This is a genomic window from Actinoplanes sp. NPDC024001, assembly GCF_040638955.1.
GTDB lineage: Bacteria > Actinomycetota > Actinomycetes > Mycobacteriales > Micromonosporaceae > Actinoplanes.
This window is the reverse complement of the sequence record NZ_JBEZZB010000192.1, coordinates 1-17,858: the sequence shown is the minus strand read 5'-3', so window position 1 is coordinate 17,858 and position 17,858 is coordinate 1. Positions and strand designations below refer to the sequence as shown.

At 72.3% G+C, this 17,858-nt stretch carries 19 protein-coding genes; 10 read left to right on the top strand and 9 right to left on the bottom strand.

Annotated features, from left to right (window positions below; all coding sequences use genetic code 11):
- Positions 1 to 707: Pr6Pr family membrane protein (locus AB0F81_RS43915; protein WP_360208824.1), on the bottom strand; the 707-nt coding region annotated here is incomplete at its 3' end.
- Positions 708 to 858: 151 nt separating this feature from the next.
- Between AB0F81_RS43915 and AB0F81_RS43910 the strand changes: the two genes are divergently transcribed.
- Complete coding sequence (locus tag AB0F81_RS43910) at positions 859 to 1,206, top strand: DUF1330 domain-containing protein (protein WP_360208821.1); 348 nt, start codon at positions 859 to 861, stop codon at positions 1,204 to 1,206.
- On the opposite strand, the gene AB0F81_RS43905 is transcribed toward AB0F81_RS43910, so the two are convergent.
- Positions 1,180 to 2,010 (bottom strand): phosphatidylinositol-specific phospholipase C/glycerophosphodiester phosphodiesterase family protein, encoded by an 831-nt coding sequence (locus AB0F81_RS43905; protein WP_360208818.1) that lies wholly within the window; start codon positions 2,008 to 2,010, stop codon positions 1,180 to 1,182. The two genes, AB0F81_RS43910 and AB0F81_RS43905, sit on opposite strands and share 27 nt — an antisense overlap.
- A 172-nt stretch (positions 2,011 to 2,182) precedes the next feature.
- Between AB0F81_RS43905 and AB0F81_RS43900 the strand changes: the two genes are divergently transcribed.
- Both AB0F81_RS43900 and AB0F81_RS43895 read left to right on the top strand, forming a co-directional pair.
- On the top strand, positions 2,183 to 2,524 hold the full coding sequence (locus AB0F81_RS43900; RefSeq protein ID WP_360208815.1) for a YciI family protein: 342 nt from the start codon (positions 2,183 to 2,185) through the stop codon (positions 2,522 to 2,524).
- 1 nt (position 2,525) lies between these two features.
- A complete protein-coding gene (locus AB0F81_RS43895) occupies positions 2,526 to 3,722 on the top strand; it encodes an RNA polymerase sigma factor (RefSeq protein ID WP_360208813.1) in 1,197 nt (398 codons plus the stop codon).
- On the opposite strand, the gene AB0F81_RS43890 is transcribed toward AB0F81_RS43895, so the two are convergent.
- A complete protein-coding gene (locus tag AB0F81_RS43890) occupies positions 3,696 to 5,174 on the bottom strand; it encodes an MFS transporter (RefSeq protein WP_360208810.1) in 1,479 nt (492 codons plus the stop codon). The two genes, AB0F81_RS43895 and AB0F81_RS43890, sit on opposite strands and share 27 nt — an antisense overlap.
- A gap of 96 nt (positions 5,175 to 5,270) precedes the next feature.
- Here AB0F81_RS43890 and AB0F81_RS43885 point away from each other — a divergent pair, with 96 nt between their 5' ends.
- The 4 genes from AB0F81_RS43885 (at position 5,271) to AB0F81_RS43870 (ending at position 10,027) form a co-directional block, all read left to right on the top strand.
- A complete protein-coding gene (locus AB0F81_RS43885; protein ID WP_360208807.1) occupies positions 5,271 to 5,699 on the top strand; it encodes a hypothetical protein in 429 nt (142 codons plus the stop codon).
- A gap of 242 nt (positions 5,700 to 5,941) precedes the next feature.
- On the top strand, positions 5,942 to 8,263 hold the full coding sequence (locus AB0F81_RS43880; protein WP_360208804.1) for a M48 family metalloprotease: 2,322 nt from the start codon (positions 5,942 to 5,944) through the stop codon (positions 8,261 to 8,263).
- Between the two features lie 393 nt (positions 8,264 to 8,656).
- On the top strand, positions 8,657 to 9,145 hold the full coding sequence (locus tag AB0F81_RS43875; protein ID WP_360208801.1) for a hypothetical protein: 489 nt from the start codon (positions 8,657 to 8,659) through the stop codon (positions 9,143 to 9,145).
- A gap of 33 nt (positions 9,146 to 9,178) precedes the next feature.
- Entirely contained in the window at positions 9,179 to 10,027 is an 849-nt protein-coding gene (locus AB0F81_RS43870) for an NAD(P)-binding domain-containing protein (RefSeq protein ID WP_360208798.1), read from the top strand.
- Here the strand turns inward: AB0F81_RS43870 and AB0F81_RS43865 are convergent.
- From AB0F81_RS43865 to AB0F81_RS43840, 6 genes are all read right to left on the bottom strand, one after another.
- A complete protein-coding gene (locus tag AB0F81_RS43865) occupies positions 9,995 to 10,276 on the bottom strand; it encodes a hypothetical protein (protein WP_360208795.1) in 282 nt (93 codons plus the stop codon). The two genes, AB0F81_RS43870 and AB0F81_RS43865, sit on opposite strands and share 33 nt — an antisense overlap.
- A gap of 100 nt (positions 10,277 to 10,376) precedes the next feature.
- Positions 10,377 to 10,877: a hypothetical protein gene (locus tag AB0F81_RS43860; RefSeq protein ID WP_360208793.1), complete on the bottom strand. Its 501-nt coding sequence runs from the start codon at positions 10,875 to 10,877 to the stop codon at positions 10,377 to 10,379.
- A gap of 11 nt (positions 10,878 to 10,888) precedes the next feature.
- Positions 10,889 to 11,095 carry a DUF3040 domain-containing protein gene (locus AB0F81_RS43855; RefSeq protein WP_360208790.1) on the bottom strand — a complete coding sequence of 69 codons (207 nt, stop codon included), beginning with the start codon at positions 11,093 to 11,095 and terminating at the stop codon, positions 10,889 to 10,891.
- 38 nt (positions 11,096 to 11,133) lie between these two features.
- A complete protein-coding gene (locus tag AB0F81_RS43850; protein WP_360208787.1) occupies positions 11,134 to 12,699 on the bottom strand; it encodes a D-aminoacylase in 1,566 nt (521 codons plus the stop codon).
- Between the two features lie 12 nt (positions 12,700 to 12,711).
- Positions 12,712 to 14,103, bottom strand: a complete 1,392-nt coding sequence (locus tag AB0F81_RS43845) for a Na+/H+ antiporter NhaC family protein (RefSeq protein ID WP_360208785.1) — start codon at positions 14,101 to 14,103, stop codon at positions 12,712 to 12,714.
- Entirely contained in the window at positions 14,100 to 15,188 is a 1,089-nt protein-coding gene (locus AB0F81_RS43840) for a M20/M25/M40 family metallo-hydrolase (RefSeq protein WP_360208782.1), read from the bottom strand. Before AB0F81_RS43840 ends, AB0F81_RS43845 begins: the two co-directional genes overlap by 4 nt.
- A gap of 103 nt (positions 15,189 to 15,291) precedes the next feature.
- On the opposite strand from AB0F81_RS43840, the gene AB0F81_RS43835 reads away from it, so the two are divergent.
- Genes AB0F81_RS43835 through menC form a run of 3 tightly spaced genes read left to right on the top strand, consistent with a single transcriptional unit; the run spans position 15,292 to position 17,710 of the window.
- Positions 15,292 to 15,975 (top strand): GNAT family N-acetyltransferase, encoded by a 684-nt coding sequence (locus tag AB0F81_RS43835; RefSeq protein ID WP_360208779.1) that lies wholly within the window; start codon positions 15,292 to 15,294, stop codon positions 15,973 to 15,975.
- Complete coding sequence (locus AB0F81_RS43830) at positions 15,972 to 16,607, top strand: SIS domain-containing protein (RefSeq protein ID WP_360208776.1); 636 nt, start codon at positions 15,972 to 15,974, stop codon at positions 16,605 to 16,607. The genes AB0F81_RS43835 and AB0F81_RS43830 overlap by 4 nt, the downstream gene beginning before the upstream one ends.
- Positions 16,604 to 17,710, top strand: coding sequence for an o-succinylbenzoate synthase (menC, locus tag AB0F81_RS43825; RefSeq protein ID WP_360208773.1), 1,107 nt, complete (start codon positions 16,604 to 16,606; stop codon positions 17,708 to 17,710). Before AB0F81_RS43830 ends, menC begins: the two co-directional genes overlap by 4 nt.
- Positions 17,711 to 17,858: the final 148 nt, after the last annotated feature.

Sequence of the window (17,858 nt, the reverse complement as noted above, 5' to 3'; positions counted from 1 at the left end):
GCCGGCTGCGCGCCGTGCTGGTCAGCCGGCTGCGCGCCGTGCTGGTCCGCCGGCGCGGACGACGGCGATCGCTGCGGCGCGCTGGCCGGTGCGCGGAGCCGGTCGATGGAGATGAGCGCAGTGCCGATCGCCGCGAACGAGATGGCCAGGCCCAGGATCCACGAGCCGACCCCCGTCCAGCCCTGGAACTCCGGGCTGAGGAACGGATACGGGTAGCGGAAACCGGCGGACGGGAAAAGCGCGCCGCGAGCCAGGACGACACCCGCGTAGCCGAGCGGGAACAGCATCCAGCCGACCAGATCACCCCAGCGGGCCGCGCCGTAGGGCCGGAACACCAGCCAGTCCAGGAAGACCATCGCCGGCAGCGCGTAGTGCAGCAGGAAGTGCGACCAGTTGCCCAGCAGGTCAGCCGTGCCGGTCGCGGTCAGCCCGAGCAGCGGGTTCTCCCCGCCGGCCAGCACGAAGTGCGCCACCAGCCCGCTGAGCAGGATCCACGACATCACCGCCGCCCGCAGGCGGGGCGCGGCCGCGTCGACCGTGCGGCGGCGGGCCATCCAGTACAGGACGCCCGCGTAGTAGCCGATCACGATCAGCGCGCTCTGCGTCGTGTACGCCACCACGCTGTAGCTGCCGCTGTACAGCCCGGCCATCCCGGCCGCCACGATCAGGAGACGCCACCACCACTGCGGGCTCGCGTACACCGACACTGCGCATCACCTGGCCCCATCGACTTGATGAGGCCTACGCCGGGGGCGGGGCGCCGGTTCACTGCGGGGCGTGCCAGGTCCGCCCGGTAACCGCCGCCATTACCTCCCGGGTAATCGCCACGGCCCGCCTGCCGCGGCGAAGATTCGGTGCATGACTGCTTACGCCATCGCCCACCTCCGTCCCAGCGGGATGAACGAGGAGATCATCGAGTACATCGAGCGGATCCAGGACACCATGGACCCGTACGGCGGCCGCTTCCTCGTGCACATGGCCGAGGTCGAGGTCGTCGAGGGCACCTGGCCCGGCACCGTCGTCATGATCGCGTTCCCGGACATGGCTGCCGCCAAGGCGTGGTACGCCTCCCCGGCGTACCTGGAGATCCTGCCGCTGCGGACCCGGCACATCGAGGGCGACATCATCCTGGTGGACGGTGTCGCCCCCGACTACGACCCGCGTCAGTCGGCAGCCGCGCTACGCGGCAGCCTGCCGAGCACCTGACCGCAGGAACGCCTCCAGCCCTGCCAGGTCGTCGGTGTTGATGTGATCGACGTCGGCGGCCACCAGCTCCCGCCAGACCGCCTCCCGCGCCGGGCCGGGCGCGTCCGGCGTGGCCCAGAACCGCACCCGCTGCCCGGCCGCGTGCGCGTCACGCACGAACTGGCGCAGCTTGGCCCGCTCGGCGGCCGGCATCGGGCCGACCCCCTGCCAGGTGAACAGGTTGTTCCAGTTGTCGCTGATCAGCGGGATGAACGAGGCCGGCACCCCGGAGTTCAGGTCGGCGCTGCGCCCGTCGTAGAACGCGTACCGCACCCGCTGGGCCTGCATCAGCTCACGCGGCCGGTCGCCGGAGATCACCACGGTGACGGAATCCCGGTGGACCCGCCCGTTGCGGTAGGACGTGAGCATCTTGCGGTAGGAGCGCAGCACCCGGTCCAGCTCGGTGTAGGTGGCCGCCCCGGTGTTCTTGATGTCCACCAGCAGCTGCAGCTTGCGCACCTTGCCGGTCCTGGTCAGCCGGGCCAGCGGATCCAGGTACAGGCTTTGCAGGGTCCGCCCCGGCACCAGGTCCTCCGGGTCGTGCCCGACCAGCAATTCCCCGCCGACCAGGTAGATGTCGGCCTCGACGCTGGTGAAACCGTGCGACAGGGCGTCGAACAGCGGCCGCTCGTGCTCGTAGTCGTTGTGGGCGTGCGCCCGCGCCAGCGGCCGCACCCCGTGCCGGTCGCCCGCCTGCACCGCGGTCGCCCCGGAGAACAGCAGCGCGGAGGCCGCCAGAAGCGTGCAGAGAACTCGACGAATCATGGAACTTTCCTCCCGTGGTCGAAGCAGACGCTAAGGAGCCACCGTGAATCGGTGGTGAAGCCGTGTGGAATCGTCGATGGCAGCCTACTTTTTCCGGCGGCGGTGTCCATGCCCGGTGAGCCCGTTCGTAGAGATGGCGTAGGAAGAACGACGGGACACCGGAGGAGACACCATGAAGTACCTGCTGCTGATCAACGCGGACGCCGTCGACGAGGCCGGCAAGCCGCCGGCCTGCACCCCGGCCGACTGGATGGCCTACGACAAGGAGGTCAAGGAGGCGGGCATCTTCGTCTCCGGCGAGTCGCTCGCCGACCTGGTCACCGCCACGACCGTACGGGTCGGAGCCGACGGGAAGCGCACGGTGACCGACGGGCCGTTCGCGGAGACGCGGGAGATCCTGGGCGGGTTCTACGTGATCGACGTGCCCGACCTGGACGCGGCCCTCGACTGGGCGGCCCGCTGCCCCGGCGCCATCGACGGTTCGATCACCGTGCGCCCGGTCGCGGATTTCTGAGATGGAGTCAGTGGAGGCCGTGTTCCGCGAGGAGCACGGCCGTCTGCTGGCCGCCCTGGTCCGCCGCTTCGGCGACCTGGACCTGGCCGAGGAGGTCACCTCCGAGGCGATCGAGGCGGCCCTGACGCACTGGCCGGCCTCGGGTGTGCCGCCGAAGCCGGGCGCCTGGCTGATGACCACCGCCCGCCGCAAGGCCGTCGACCGGCTGCGGCGCGACCGGGTCCTGGCGACCCGGCTGGCGGTGCTGCAGGTGGAGGCCGATCGGGCCGGCCCGGTCCCGCCGGTGGAGCCGGGCGGTGAGCTGCCCGACGAGCGGCTTCAGCTCTTCTTCACCTGCGCCCACCCGGCGCTGGCCGCCGAGGACCGGATCGCGCTGACCCTGCGCTGCCTCGGCGGGCTCACCACGCCGGAGGTGGCGCGGGCCTTCCTGGTGCCGGCCGAGACGATGGCCAAGCGGATCACCCGGGCCAAGAAGAAGATCCGCGAGGCGCGCATCCCGTTCCGCGTGCCGGGCGCCGACGAACTGCCGGAACGGCTGCCGGTGGTCCTTCAGGCGATCTACTCGATCTTCACCGAGGGGTACGCGGCGCAGCGCCCCGATCTCGCGGAGGAGGCGATCCGCCTCACCCGGATCCTGTACCGGCTCCTGCCCGGGGAGCGGGAGATCCCCGGCCTGCTGGCGTTGATGCTGCTGGTGCACGCCCGCCGCGACGCCCGGGAGGGCGGCCTGCTCCTGCTCGCCGAGCAGGACCGGTCACGCTGGGACCGCCGGATGATCGAGGAGGGGAGCGGGCTGGTGGTGGTCGCCCTGACCGGCGGCCCGCCCGGCCCGTACGGCGTGCAGGCGGCGATCGCCGCCCTGCACGACGAGGCTCCCGACTTCGCGAGCACTGATTGGCCGCAGATCGTGGCGCTCTACGACGTGCTGCTGGCGCTGACACCGTCTCCGGTGGTGGAGCTGAACCGGGCGGCAGCGGTGGCCATGCGCGACGGCCCGCAGGCGGGTCTGGACCTGCTGGACAGGCTGGCGGGGGAGCCGCTGCTGCGCGGCCACCACCCGTACGCCGCGGCCCGTGCCGACCTGCTCGACCGCCTGGGCCGCCGCGACGAGGCGGCGGCCGCCTACCGGCAGGCCCTCGAACTGGCCGGCACCGAACCGGAACGCGCGCTGTTACGGCGCCGTCTCGGCACCCGGTGAGGGCGTGACGGCGGCCCGCGGGACCGGAGCGTCGAGCTGGCAGTGCCACGGCTGCGACGGCGCGGCCGCCGGCGGCCGGGTCTCGTTGCGGATCGTCACCGCCGCCAGCGCCCCCGCGAACACGCACAACCCGGCGCAGATCATCGACGCGGTGTGGAAGCCGTCGGTGAACTCGGCGGGATTCATGTAGGCCGCACCCGTGATCCCCGCCGCCGCCGGCAGCACCGCGACCGCGATCAGCGCCGCAGCCCGGGCCACGTCGTTGTTGACCGCGGACGCCACCCCGGCATGGCGGGCCGGCACGGCGGCCAGCACGGTCGCGGTCAGCGGCGCCACCGTCACCGCCAGACCGAGACCCAGCACCGTCACCGCGGGCAGGACCTCCGTCACGTACGTACCGCTCGATCCGATCATGCCGAAAAGCGCGAAACCCAGGCCGACCAGCACCGGGCCCGCGCTCATCTGCAGGCGCGGGCCGATGCGCGCGGCGAGCGCGCCGGAACGCGCCGACAACAGCAGCATGATCACCGTGACCGGCAGCAGCGAGATGCCCGCCTGCAGCGGCGTGTAACCGGACACCTCCTGCAGTTGCAGCGGCAGCAGGAACAACGCCCCGCCCATCGCGCCGTAGACGATGAACGTCACCAGGTTCGTCGCGGTGAACTGGGTGGAACGGAACAGGTGCAACGGCAGGATCGGCGCCGGCGTGCGCGTCTCCCAGACGATGAACGCGGCCAGCAGCACCACACCGAGCCCCAGCGCGGCCACCGACGGCCATTGGATCAATCCGTACGTGAGGCCGACCAGCCCGAGCGTGACCAGCACACCCCCGACCATGTCGACCCGCCCGGTCGCCTCCGGATCCCGCGACTCCGGGATGTGCCGCCGCGACACCAGAACGACCACCAGGGCGATCGGCAGGTTGATCGCGAAGATCCACCGCCACGACGCCGCCTGGATCAGCCAGCCGCCGAGGAACGGGCCGATCGCGCTGGCCACCCCGGTCAGCCCGGACCAGGCGCCGATCGCCTTGCCCCGGTCGGCGGGCACGAACACCGCCTCCAGGATGGCGAGGCTGCCCGGGGTCAGCAGCGCCGCGCCGACACCCTGCAACGCTCGCGCGCCGATCAGCGTCTCCGGGTTCCACGCCACCGCGCACAGCACCGAGGCCAGCGCGAACCAGACGATGCCGATGTCGAAGACCCGGCGACGGCCGTACCGGTCGCCGAGCGCCCCGGCGACCAGCAGCAGGCCGGCCAGCGTCAGCGTGTACGACGTCACCACCCACTGCAGCACCGACAGGTCGGTGTCGAACTCGTTGCCGATCGCGGGCAGGGCGATGTTCACCGCCGTCGCGTCGATCGACGCGATCGCCGATCCGCCGACGGTCGCCGCCAGCGTCCATCGTCCCCGTGCGCTGCCGTACGTCAGCAGCGGTGCCGTCCTCACCATGGTGATCTCACCTCTCGTCAGTAGCTGAGACCGCGCAGAAACGCAAGATGTGACGGCGAGGCCCATAATCGGGCTGTGGAGGCACAATGGACAGAGGTGCGTGAGATCAGCGAGTCCGTGGTGCGCACGGCGTACCCGCAAGAGCTGGAAGACTTCGACGCGGCGGCGGAGTGGTTCCGCACCGCCCCACAGTCCCGCACGCGGGTGCGGCCACCGGTCGGCATGGGCGTGGAGATCGCCTCGATCGTCCCGGTGGTGCTCTCCGCGGTGTCGCTGCTCGCCGGCGCCGTGTTCAACAGCGCTGTCGAGGACGCCGCGAAATACCTGACCAACGCCACGCGGGAGAAACTCGGCGCCGCCTTCCGCCGCAGCCCCGCCGCCGGCCCGCTGACGCCCGAGCAGGAACAGGAGGTGTTCCGGCTGATCCGCGACCGCGCCGCCGGCCACCTGCCCGACGACGAGGCCCACCAGCTCGCCGAGGCGGTGATCGGCGCGCTGCGGCTGCGCGTCGCCGACGAGACGTGAGCCCGGCGGTCCGCCGTCCGCGCTCCGCCACCCGCGGCCAGTATGTGCTGGTCATCGTGGTGTTGCTGCTGGCCGGGGCGTATGCCGGGCGGGTCGCCCACCTGCAACTGCTCGGAGCGGACTGGGTCGCCACGACCGCCGCCTGCCTGTCGTCGATTCCCCCGATCGACGACATCCCGCAACGGCAGCGGATCCTCAACGAGTGCCGGGCGCCCGCCGAACACCGGCTGGCCCTCTTCGACGTGGCCGGCGCCCTGCTCACGTTCGCGCTGGCGGTGGCGTTCGCCTGGCTGCTGCCGCGGCGCCTGCTGCGCCGCCTCGGCCCGCTGCGCCCGGCGCCCGGCCCGCTGCGCGACCGGGCGGCCGCGATCGCCGCACAACTCGGGGTCCGTCGCGCGCCGGCGGTCGAGTTCGGTCCCTGGCATCTTTGCGAGCCTTTCACCGTACGGTCGAACGGCGCCACCCGGATCGTGCTGCCCCCGGGGGCGCGGCGGCTCCCGCAGGACCGGCTGGACGCCGTGCTGCGTCACGAGACCGCCCACCTGGCCGCCGGCGACGTCACCCTGGTCTGGCTGACCCGGTCCGCCCTGTGGGCGTTGCCGGTGATGCTGCCCGTACCCCTGCTGGTGGCCGCCGTCGACGGCGGCCTGAGCGACCGCCTGTTCTGGCTGGAATACCTGGCCCGGGCCGCCGTGCTGTGGCTGGCCGCCTATCTGCTGGCGCGCAGCGTGATGCGGGCCCGCGAACACGAGGCCGATTCCCATGCCGCCCGCGCCGGTTCCCTTCCGGCGCTGCGGGCCATGTTCGCCGCCGCGCCGCCTGAGGCTTCCGGCCGCCTGTCCCGTCTGCTGTCCATGCACCCGGCGCCCGGCCGCCGGCTCGCGGTCCTGAACACCCCGGCGTCGCTGCCAGTCCTCCCGGCCGCCACGGCATCCGCCTTGACGGTGATTCTGTGGACCTTCGGTACGGCCATCCTCACCGCTGCGTTCCTGGCGACGCCGCTGGAGCCGTACCCCCGCTTCGTGGCCGGCCTGCTGGCCGGTGCGCTGCTGGCCACCACCTGGACCCTCGCCCTGTGGCTGCGTCCCGAGATCCTGTCGCGCCGGGCCGATGGTGACCGCCCGGCCGGCGTGCCACCCCGCGCCGCCATTCTCGGCCTGGCGGCCGGCGTCGCCGCCGGCGCCCTCCTGACCTTGGACCCGGCCGCCATGCTCACCGTGGCCGGTGCGCCCGGCTGGCGGGTCGTTCTCTACCTGCCGCTGGCAACAGCCGGTGCTGCCGGTTTGACGCTCGCCCTGTTCACGGTCCGCCGCCGGCCCACCGTTGCCCCCGCGCCGGCCTTGCTCGCACCCGACCCCGCAGCGCCGGCAGCTTTGCCGCCCGCGGTGCCTTCCGCATCCGCAGCTCTGTCGCCTGCGGAGCCGTCCGCGCCCGCAGCTTCGCTGTCCGCGGCCTCTTATCCGTCTGCGGCTGCGCTGCCCTCGATGCCTCCTTCGGCCGCGGGTTCAGCGGCGGCGGTGTCGTCTTCGTCCGCGACTCCGGTGCCTGCGGTGCCTTCCACGGCCGCAGCTTCGCTGCCCGTAGAGCCGCCCGCGTCCGTGGCAGCCGATTCCGCCTTGCCGGTGTCGCCTGCGGTACTCGGCCGTGCATCACCGCCTCCCCCCGCCGTTGGTTCCACGCCACAGGCGGCGGAAAGGCAGGTGCCGCCCCTTGTTCCTGTCATTACTGATGTGGCGCCGGGGCCGGGCGTCAGCACGCACGTTGACGGCTTGTCGTCGAGCTCGTCTGCCGCCGGGGCCGGATCCGTGGATAGCGGCGACGCGCGGTGGTTTGGCCTTCCGGTCAGGTGGTGGCGCCGGGAGCGGGGCTGGTTGATCACGACCGCTCTGAGCGTGCCCGCCTTCGCCGGGGCGCTCTGGATCGGCTCGGTCCTTGCCGTACCGCTTCCGCTGGCCCTGTTCGGCCTGCCCGACGGTCCGATCGGCGTGCTGGTCCAGGGCGCTTTCTATGCGGAGTGGCGCAACATCACCGCCGTCGGCATGGTCGTGCTCGCCATCGCGGTCGCCGCGGGCCTGGGCCGCCGAGCCGGATCGGTCGCGGTCACCGGTCTCCTCGCAGGCCTCACCGCACTCGCCACGCGCTGGCTGCTACCGATCAACGCCGTAGAACCGTATCGAGAAGCGGAACGCGACTGGTGGACGGCCGCCGCAGCCGGATTCGCTGTCATCCTGCTGCTTCTTTGCCTGCGCGGCGCCGCAGGCCTCGGCGACGCGCTCCTGGCCGCACCAATCGCAGCTCTGACGGTCAGCGCCGGCGTGCTGCTGCGCTACCTGCCGGACTTCGAGGACCCGCTTCACTCGGCGTGGATCTACGCCGTCCGGCCACTCGCCATGCTGGCCATGCTCACCCTGACAGTTGGCGTCGCTGCCGGCCTGCTCCCATCCCGAGCCCCAGCGTCCGGCCGCGGCACCTGGCTTACCGCAGCCGCCGGTGCCGGGCTCGCCGCCACACTGACGGTCGCCATCCTGCTCGCCGGCGATCCGTTTCTCTCCGTTGCCGGATGAGCGATCGCTTCCCAGCAGTGGGTACATGCCGGCGCTGGCATCAGGTTGCGGCCTGTCGGAGGTTGTGCCTTCGTCGATCGCATGCTGGCGGCTCCCAGTGTTGATGCCCGCCGGGAGGCTGCTGATCAACGGGGAGGGGGCCCTTCGGGTGCTGATCAAGCAGCCACACCCGCGACCGAAAGCCGCGACGCCGCCGAGTCTGGCGGGGCGGTCGTCGCGCGCGGACCCGCCGCTGGTGGTGTCGCGCGGCGCCGGCTCGACGGGTGGGCGACCGGCCGCAAGGGAGCAGGGGGATTTGTGACATACCCGATGAATCCGCAGGCCGCCCGCTTCGCCGCCGATGTCACCGCCCACGTGGGGTGATCCAAGCCCCGCCGGATGTGGGGAGCACGATTGACCACCATCAGCAGCATCACGTCGGGACGGGTCTACATCTCGCCCGGGCGTAACGAGCGGGTCGACCCGCTGACCAGGGTCGCCGACGCGCTCGACCTCAGCTCCGGCACGCTCAAGGACCAGCTGGAGCTGGGCCGCAGCCTCAACGAGATCGCTGCGGACCGGGGTGTGCCGCACGGGCAGCTGATCTCGGCGATCCGGGCGTGGCTGCCGGTCGCCGCCGGCGACGCCGGGGCGACGGCGGAGCGGATCGCGGCGCAGCGGAGCCTGCCGGACCCGAAGGCGCCGCGTGGGGAGAACGCCGGACTGCGGGACGCGGAGAAGCTGGAGCAGCTCGGCGAGTTGCTCGGCATGAAGTCGGAGCAGGTGACCGCGCGGGCGGGCAGCCCTTCCGACCTGGTTGCGCTCTTCCGGGACAAGGGTGTCAGCCTGCACAGGATGCGCGACGTGCTGGAGAGCGGCGACCTCCTGGACGTCATGGCTTGACCTGAAGGAAGGTTGAGGTCCGAGCATGGCGGCATGGCTGACAGCATCGCTTTGCTCGGAACCGGCGCCATCGGTACGGCGGTCGCGCACCGCCTGCGCGAGGCCGGCCGTGACGTCGTGGTCTGGAACCGCACCCGGCAGCGGCTCGGCCCGCTGATCGATCTCGGCGCCCGCGCCGCGCCGTCGGTCGCCGATGCGGTGGCGGCGGCCGATCTGGTTCTGCTCACGCTCACCGACTTCCGGGCGGTCGACGCCGTCCTGGCCGTGCTCGCTCCCGGCCTGGACGGGCGGACCGTGGTCACGCTGTCCACCGGCACACCGGCTGAGGCGCGCCGAACCGCCGAGACGGTCGCCGGCCTGGGCGCCCGCTATCTGGACGCGGGCGTCCAGGCCGCCCCGGAAGCGATCGGCACCGACGCGGCCACCATCTTCTACAGCGGTGACCGGGCCGCCTTCGACCAGCACGTGGACACGCTGCGGCTGTTGAGCCCGCCGCGGTTCGTCGGCACCGCTCCGGACGCCGCCGCGGTCTGGGATCTGGCGCTGTTCGGTCTCTGGTACGACGCCCAGCTCGGCCTGCTCCGCGCGCTCGACACGGTCCGCGCCGCCGGCATCGACGTCGCCGAGTTCGCCACCACCGCGGGGCCGCAGCTCGGGCACGTGGTCGGCGCCGTCCCGTCGGTCGTCGCCGAGTTGGCCGAGCACAGTTTCCCGCGCGGCCCGGCCGACCTCGGCGAGCACCTGACCGTGCTGCGCCAGCTGACCGATCTGCGGGCCGGCAGCCGCATCGGCGACGGCGGCCTGCCGGCCGTGATCGACCGGGTGGAGGCGCTGATCGCCGCGAACCGGTCAGGCGAGGGTCTCACCGCCGTCGTCGAGTGACGCCCGCAGCCGCCGGGCGGCCCGTAGTTGCCGGGCGGCCCGGTAGTTGCCGGGCGGCCCGTAGTTGCCGGGCGGCTCGCAGTTGGCGGGCGGCTCGCAGTTGGCGGGCGGCTCGCAGTTGCCGGGCGGGCCGTAGTTGCCGGGCGGCTCGCACCCGCCGGGCGGCCCGCAGTTGCTGGGTGACCAGTAGCTGCCACGCGGCCCGCCCGCGGTAGCTGTCCAGGGCGAGCACCAGCGCCTCGCGGACATCCGGGTCCGGGTGGCCGACCAGGTATGTCAGTTCCTCGGCCCCGCCGCGACCGCCCAGCTCCTAGAGCGCGTCGATGATCTCCCCGGACGTGCCGGCGCGCTATAACCGGCTGCTCCGGAGGCGCTGCCGCAGCCGGCCGGCCTTCGGCGTACCCGGCTGGAAGCAGGCCGGGCACGTGCAGGGCCGGCGGCCGTGCGCATCGGGCTGGTAGCGCCAGCCGATGCCCTGCGGGATGTCGCGCACGCGCCGGACCTCCGCGGCGCCGGCCGCGCGGGGCACGAAGATCTCGTAGCCGCGCGGGTCCGCGGCGTCGCGAACGATCGCGACCGCCTCGGCGAGCCGGACCCGCTGTGGCGCCCGGCCGTAACGCCCGACCGTGACCGTCTCGTCGTCGGGAACCCGCACGTGCACGGCGACGAGCACGCCGGGTTTCCAGCGCCGCAGCTCGCGCACCCACTGGTGGGTGAGGGTGAACGACGGCAGGACCGGCATGCAGTAGAAGCCGCGTTCGCCGGTCCAGCCGTGGCTGCGCGCGGCGACGCCGGAGCGGCGCACCCGGCGGGTGTTGCACTCCGGCGTCAGATGTACAAGATCGGCCATCGGGCCGGAGCCTACGCCAGCCAGCGGCGCAGCAACACGGCCGTTACGGCCAGCGCGAAAAGGCCGATCGTCGTCAGCAGACCCGGCCAGCCGAACAGCAGCATGACGATCGGGAAGGCGAGGAAGAGCAGGACGCAGAGCACCGAGATGGTGGGGAACGGCCGTTCGAACTCGCGTTCCAGCTCGGCGAGAATGCGGCGATCGTCATCGTCAGGCATCGATGCACTCCTTGGAGTCACCATACCCGCGATCCGGGTCAGCGGCGCAGGACTTCACCCCCGCGCTCGCCGGTGATCTCGCCGCCGTCGACCGCGATCACGCCGTTGACCAGCACGGTGTCCACGCCGGTGGCGAGCTGCCACGGCTGGTCGTAGGTGGAGTGGTCGGTGATCCGGTCCGGGTCGAGCACCACCACGTCGGCGGCCGTGCCGGGTGCCAGGCGGCCCCGGCCGGTCAGCCCGGCGCGGGAGGCGGGCAGCGAGGTGGACTTGCGGATCGCCTCTTCGAGGGGCAGCACTCCGGCGTCGCGCACGTAGTGCCCGACCGCCCGGGCGAACGTGCCGAAGCTGCGCGGATGTGGATGCCCGGGGCCGGACGCGTCCATGATCCATCCGTCGCTGGCGACCGCGGCCAGGGGAGAGGCGAGCACCGTCCGTACGTCGTCCTCCGCCATCGCGTGGTTGACGATCGCCACGTCCCCGTGCCCGGCGAGCACCAGCAGCACCACCATCTCCGGGGGCTGTCCGATGGCCGTACCGATGTCGGTGAGTGACCGGCCGGCCTGGTCGGCGAACGGGCCGGGCCCGAGTTCGGCCAGCACGATCCCGGAGGGATCGATGTCGCGGCCGAACCGCTCGCGCAGGCCGTCCAGGACGCGGTCGCGCGTGACCGGATCGATCAGCCGCTCGGCCACGGCCGGGGCGCCACCTTCCAGCGCCCAGGCCGGCAGCCGCGAGGCGAGCGAGGTGCTTGATGCGGTGTACGGGTAGACGTCGCACGCCACGTCGAGCCCGTCGGCATGGGCGCGCGTGATCAGGTCGAGCGCGGTGCGGGCCAGCCCGTGGTTGCCCGGCCCCATGCTCTTCAGGTGCGAGACCTGCAGTCGCGCACCGGCCGCCCGCGCCGTCTCCAGGGCTTCGGTGACCGCCTCGATCACCCGGTCGGTCTCGTTGCGCACGTGCGTCGAGTAGAGCAGCCCCCGCGACGCCGCCGCCCGCACGAGCTCCACCACCTCGCCGGACTGGGCGAACAGTCCCGGCGGGTAGATCAGCCCGGTCGAGAACCCCAGAACACCCTGCGCGGCAGCCGACACAACATATGCCGACATCTCCGACAACTCGGAAGGGCTGGGCTCTCGGTTCGAGCCGCCGAGAACCGCCGACCGCACCGAGTTGTGCCCGACCTGTAAGCCCAGATTCACGCCGGGCCGCAACGAGGTGACCACAGCGGCATACCCCGCCGCATCAGACCACTCCCACCCCAGCGTCGTCGGATCGAACCCGGCGAACCCGCCCGCATCCCGATTTCGCTCGGTCAGCGGAAAAGGCGAATGCCCGCAATTCCCGCCGATCAGCGTCGTCACCCCTTGCGCGAGCTGCGTGACCGCCCCCGGCGACGCCGGCAGCGTGAAGTCCGCGTGCGAGTGCAGATCCACGAATCCCGGCGCCACCACCCGATCCCGGGCGCTGATCACCCGCCGGCCGGCGAGCGGCGCGCTGCTGACCGCGGTGACGCGGCCGCCGTCGATCGCAACGTCGGCGCGCCGCCCGGGTGCTCCGGTGCCGTCGACGACGGTGCCCCCGGTGATCACGAGGTCGTGCACGTCAGGTCCCCTTCAGTGAGTTTCGAGGAAGATCAGGGCGGTGTAGACCGCGCACGCCGGCAGCAGGATCGCCCAGCCGGTGAGCAGGATTGCCCGCAGGTTGAGACAGCGGGCCAGGCCCATCGCGCCGATCATGTTGGCGTTCGGGAGCGGCCCGTAGGTGTCGGCCTTGGAGGCGAACAACAGCACCACGATCCAGGTGGCCATGCTGATCCCGGCGGTCGCCGCGAGCTCACCGAAGAGCTGGTCGAGCAGCACCACCTGCGCGGCGGTCGCACCGGGCACGCCGACCCAGCCCAGCAGCGCGATGGCGATCGCCAGGGCGAACGGGCTGAGGCCGGCCATCCGGTCGCCGTAGAGGTCCAGCACCACGTCGAACGGGCCCAGCTCCTCGATCGCCACGAACAGCGCGGCGAGCAGCACGAACAGCGCCAGCATGCCGAGCATCCCGCGGGCGCCGGCGCCCAGCGCGCGCAACGTGCCGCTCAGGCCGAGGCCGCCGACGAGCCCGGTGGTGATGCCGAGCAGGGGGAGGGCGACCAGGGGCACCACGATCCCGGCGTTCGCGACGATCGCCCAGGTGACTGCGGCGAGCAGGATCACCGCGAAGAATGCCGTAGCCACTCCGGCGCGGCGCCCCGGCGATGTCAACGATTCCGACATATCCGATTCGTCGTAATGGTCGTCACTATGGCGCTGCATCCAGCGCACGACCGGTAGACCCACCAGCAGCGAGACCACGACCAGCGGCAACGCGCCGTAAAGAAGATACTGCAGGTAGCCGGCGTCCGCCGCCGACATGATCGCCACGTTCGAGCCGGCGAACGGTGCCAGCGCCAGGCCTGCGCACCCACCGACGAACATCATCGCCGCGGTCGCGCTGCGCGTGTAACCCAGCCGGGCGGCCACCGGGATGACCAGCGGCGCCGCCACCGCGAGCGCCCCGCCGAGCGTGCCGAGCGCCGCGACCAGCACCAGACACGCCATCATGATCGCGAACGAGGCGACCACCGGACCGCGCCCGTCGACCAGGCCGACACAGCCGCGCACGATCACGTCGGCCACCCGGGTCCGCCGCATCACCTCGCCGACCGCCGCGCCGAGCACGATGATCACACCGATCAGCGTCACCTGGTTGGTGATCGAGTCGACCGCGAGAGCGCCCAGCTCACCGGGGGAGGGCAGCAGCACCAGCAGCGCGGCGACCGTGCTGACCACGGCGGCCGGCAGCATGCCCAGCCCGAGCACCACCAGCGCGCCGAACAGCACGATCGGCAGCAGGCCCCAGATCGTCGGCGTGCCGGTGACGATCCCGCAGACCAGCGCGCCGGCCAGCCCCGACCCGGCCAGGATCCGGGTGGCGAGCTCGGCAGGCCGCTTGCGCACCACGGTGGTCGCGGTCACCGCAAACCCTCCGGCCCCAGCAGGGCCGCCAGCAGATCGGCACGCGAGGCGATGCTCGCGGCCGACACCCATTCGGTACGGGCATGAGCACCGCCCCCGGCCGGAGCCAGCCCGTCCACCGTCGGCCGCCCCAGCGCCCCGGTCGTGTTGGTGTCGGCGGCCCCGTCCGCGGGACGCCCGTCCAGCGGCTGCCCGATTCCGGCGGCGATCCGTTTGATCTGCTCCAGCAGGCCGTCGTCCGCCGCACGCCAGGTCGGCCGGTGCGAGAGCAGCCGCGCCGACACCTGCCCGCGCTCGCGCACCGGGCGCAGCGACCGCAGCGCCTCCAGCACCGCCTCCTCGTCCGCCGGGTCGACGAACCGCAGCCCGAGATCCGCGTGCGCCCGCCCGGCCACCACGTTGGTCCGCCCGCCGCCGGTGATCGTCCCGGTGTTGAGCAGCACCGGCCGCTGCCCGACCGCGGCGCGGAACCGGATCAGCTGGTCGATCAGCTCGTCGATGGCGTTCACCCCGGCGTCCGGGTCGAGCGCCGCGTGCGCCTCGATCCCGGTCACCTCGATCCTGGCCCGGGTGCTGCCGCGCCGCCCGGTCTTCAGGTCACCGCCCGGATGTGGCGGCTCCAGCCCGAGCACCGCTCGCGCCCGGGACGCTTCGGCGCGCACCAGGTCACCCGCGGTGGGCGAGCCGATCTCCTCGTCGGCGACCACGATCACCCGGAGCTCCGGGTGCGGCCCGCCGCCGATCCGCTCGGCCGCCGCCAGCAGCGCCACGATGCCGGACTTGGTGTCGTAGACGCCCGGCCCGCGGATCACGTCGTCCTCCACCGACCACGGCATCTCAGCGAGCGTGCCCACCGGCCAGACCGTGTCGTAGTGGCTGAGCAGCAGGATCGGCTCACCCGGCACGTCGCGGGCGGGCAGGGTCCAGATCAGGTGGTCGCCGGTGGGGTGCGGCTCGCGAGCGGTGCTGAACCCGGCCCGGGCGGCATCCGCCTCCAGCATCTCGGCGAGCGCTGCCAGCGCCCGCGGATCGCCGGTGGGCGACTCGACGGCCACATAGCGGTGCAGGGCCTCGGTGAACGACATATGCGAACGCTAAGTTGCGCTCATGGCGTTGTCAACGAGCGAAAATGGCGGCAGGATGCCGGTTATACGATCGCTATCTTTCGACTGGAGGGGGTGACGCCGGATGGCCGGAACGGTGGTTCGCGACCTGGACGGGCTCGCCGAGTGGACGGCGGCCTCCGCCCTCTACCGCGCCGTCTTCGGCTATGACGGGCCCGAGTGGGGACTGAGCCCGCGGCTGCTCGCGGCGCTCGGGGAGAACTCCGGCACAGTGATCGGCGCCTTCGACCCGGACGGCGCGATGATCGGGTTCTGCTACGGGTTCTGCGCGGTCGAGGACGGCGAGATCTACCACTACAGCCAGGCCGCGGTGGTCGCGCCCGGCGCGCAGGGCACCGGCGTCGGCCGGTTGCTCAAGCAGGCCCAGGCCACGGCGGCACGCCACACCGGCGCGCGGACGATGCGGTGGACTTTCGATCCGTACGCGTTGCGCAACGCCCACTTCAACTTCGCGGTCCTCGGGGCGGTCGGGATCCGGTTCCTGCCCGACTTCTACGGCGCGTCCGGCACCGATCGGGTGCTGGTCAGCTGGGATCTGACGGGCGGCGCGCGTGGGCGTACGCCGGCGGTGGAAAGCGTGGTGGCGCCCGCGGGTGACCGATATGCGGCGCCCGACCCGCAGGATCGCGGCTGGCTGCGTCAGCAGCTGCTGGACCGTTTCGCGGCCGGCGGCCGGCTGGCGGCCGTGACCCGGCTGCCGGATGCGGCGGACCGGGTGGTGTACGCGTTCGAGAATGATCAATCGTGACGACCCGACGATCCACCCCCGCCGAGCGGTTCGACCGCAACGTGCAGCGCCGCTCCGCCCAGGTCCTCAAGCAGCGGGTGCTCGAACAGCAGCGTGCCGAGTTCGACAAAGCCCTGGCCTGGGCCGCCGAGCAGGACGCCATCGAACGGGCCGCCGCCCTGATCGTGTCGGCCCGGCGGCGCTACCTGCTCGGGTCCGGCAAATCGCTCAGCTACGCGTCGCTGCTCGCCTCCGACCTCAGCGCCGGGCTCTCCGGCGTGCACCTGGTCGACGGTGCGTCGCTGCGGCCGCTCGACGTGCTCAGCGACATCCGGCAGGGTGACCTGCTGGTGGCGGTCTCGATGGAGCGGTACCGGCGGGAGACCGTCGACGTGGCCGCCGCCTACGTGCGGCACGGCGGTGACCTCGTGCTGATCACCGACGCCGACGACGCGCCGCTGATCGGCAGCGCCACCGCCAGCATCGTGATCGGTTCCGAGAGCGCGTCCTACGCGAACTCGCCCACCTCGGTGGTGCTCGCCCTGCACCTGCTCGCCACCCTGACCATCGCCAGCTCCAAGGGCGCCGGCCGCCGCCTGCGCGACCGGGACGCCCTCGCGTCCGAGCTCGGCCTCTACACGGAAGAATCATGATGCGGATCGCGAAGGTGGAGCTGCGCCGGGTTCGGCTGCCGCTCGTGCACGAGTTCCAGACCAGCTCGCACGCGAAGAAATACCTGGAGCACATCCTGGTCGCGCTGACCAGCACGGACGGGGCGGTGGGATGGGGGGAGATCGCCTCGCCCAGCGGGCCGTTCTATTCGGCGGAGACGGTGGAGAGCTGCTGGGCGGTGTCCCGCTCGTTCCTGGCGCCGATCGTGCTGCGCACCGAGTGGGAGCATCCGTCGGAGCTGGCTGCGGCGCTCGGCAAGGTGCGGGGGAACCACTTCGCGCGGGCGGGCTTTGATGTGGCCGCCTGGGCGCTGTGGTCCGGGATGCGGGGTGAGCCGCTCGCGTCGGCGTTGGGAGGCTCGCGGGAGCGGGTCGAGGCCGGGGTGTCGCTCGGTATCGAGCCGACGATCGACGATCTGCTCGCGCAGGTGTCGTCGCGGGTCGCCGAGGGTTACCGCCGGGTCAAGCTGAAGATCGCGCCGGGCTGGGATGTCTTGCCTGTCCGTGCTGTTCGCTCAGCTTTCCCTTCGGTGCCGGTGCATGTGGACGCGAACGGCGCCTACGCTGTTTCGGACATTTCCGTTTTTCAGGATTTGGACACGCTCGGCTTGCTGATGATCGAGCAGCCGTTCGCACCACGAGACCTGGTGGCGCACGCGACGCTGCAGGAGTCGCTGGAGACGCCGGTGTGCCTGGACGAGTCCGTGGAGGACGTGGCCGACCTGGTCACCGCCCTGCGGCTCGGCGCCGGCCGGATCCTCAACATCAAGGTGTCCCGGATGGGCGGCCTCACCCACGCCGTCCGCGCCCACGACCTGGCCCGCTCCGCCGGCATCCCGGTCTGGTGCGGAGGCATGCACGAGTTCGGCATCGGCCGCGCCGCGAACGTCGCCCTGAGCGCCCTGCCCGGCTTCACGCTCCCCTCCGACGTCTCCGGCTCCGACAAGTACTACGCCCGCGACGTCACCACTACGCCCATCACCTGCACCGACGGTTTCGTGGACGTCCCGTCGGCGCCCGGCCTTGGCTGGGACCCGGACCTCGACTTCATAGCCGCCCACACCACCGACACTTTCACTTCCTAGCCGTCCCCGTCGCCACTTCCTAGCCGGCCCCTTGGCGCCGCCGGCGCCCAGCGCCGTCCCTCGACGCGAAGCCAACACCCAGCGTCAGCCACGCAACCCAGCTGACGCTCAGCGCCGCGCCGCGCCGCGCCACGCCGCTCAGCGCCGC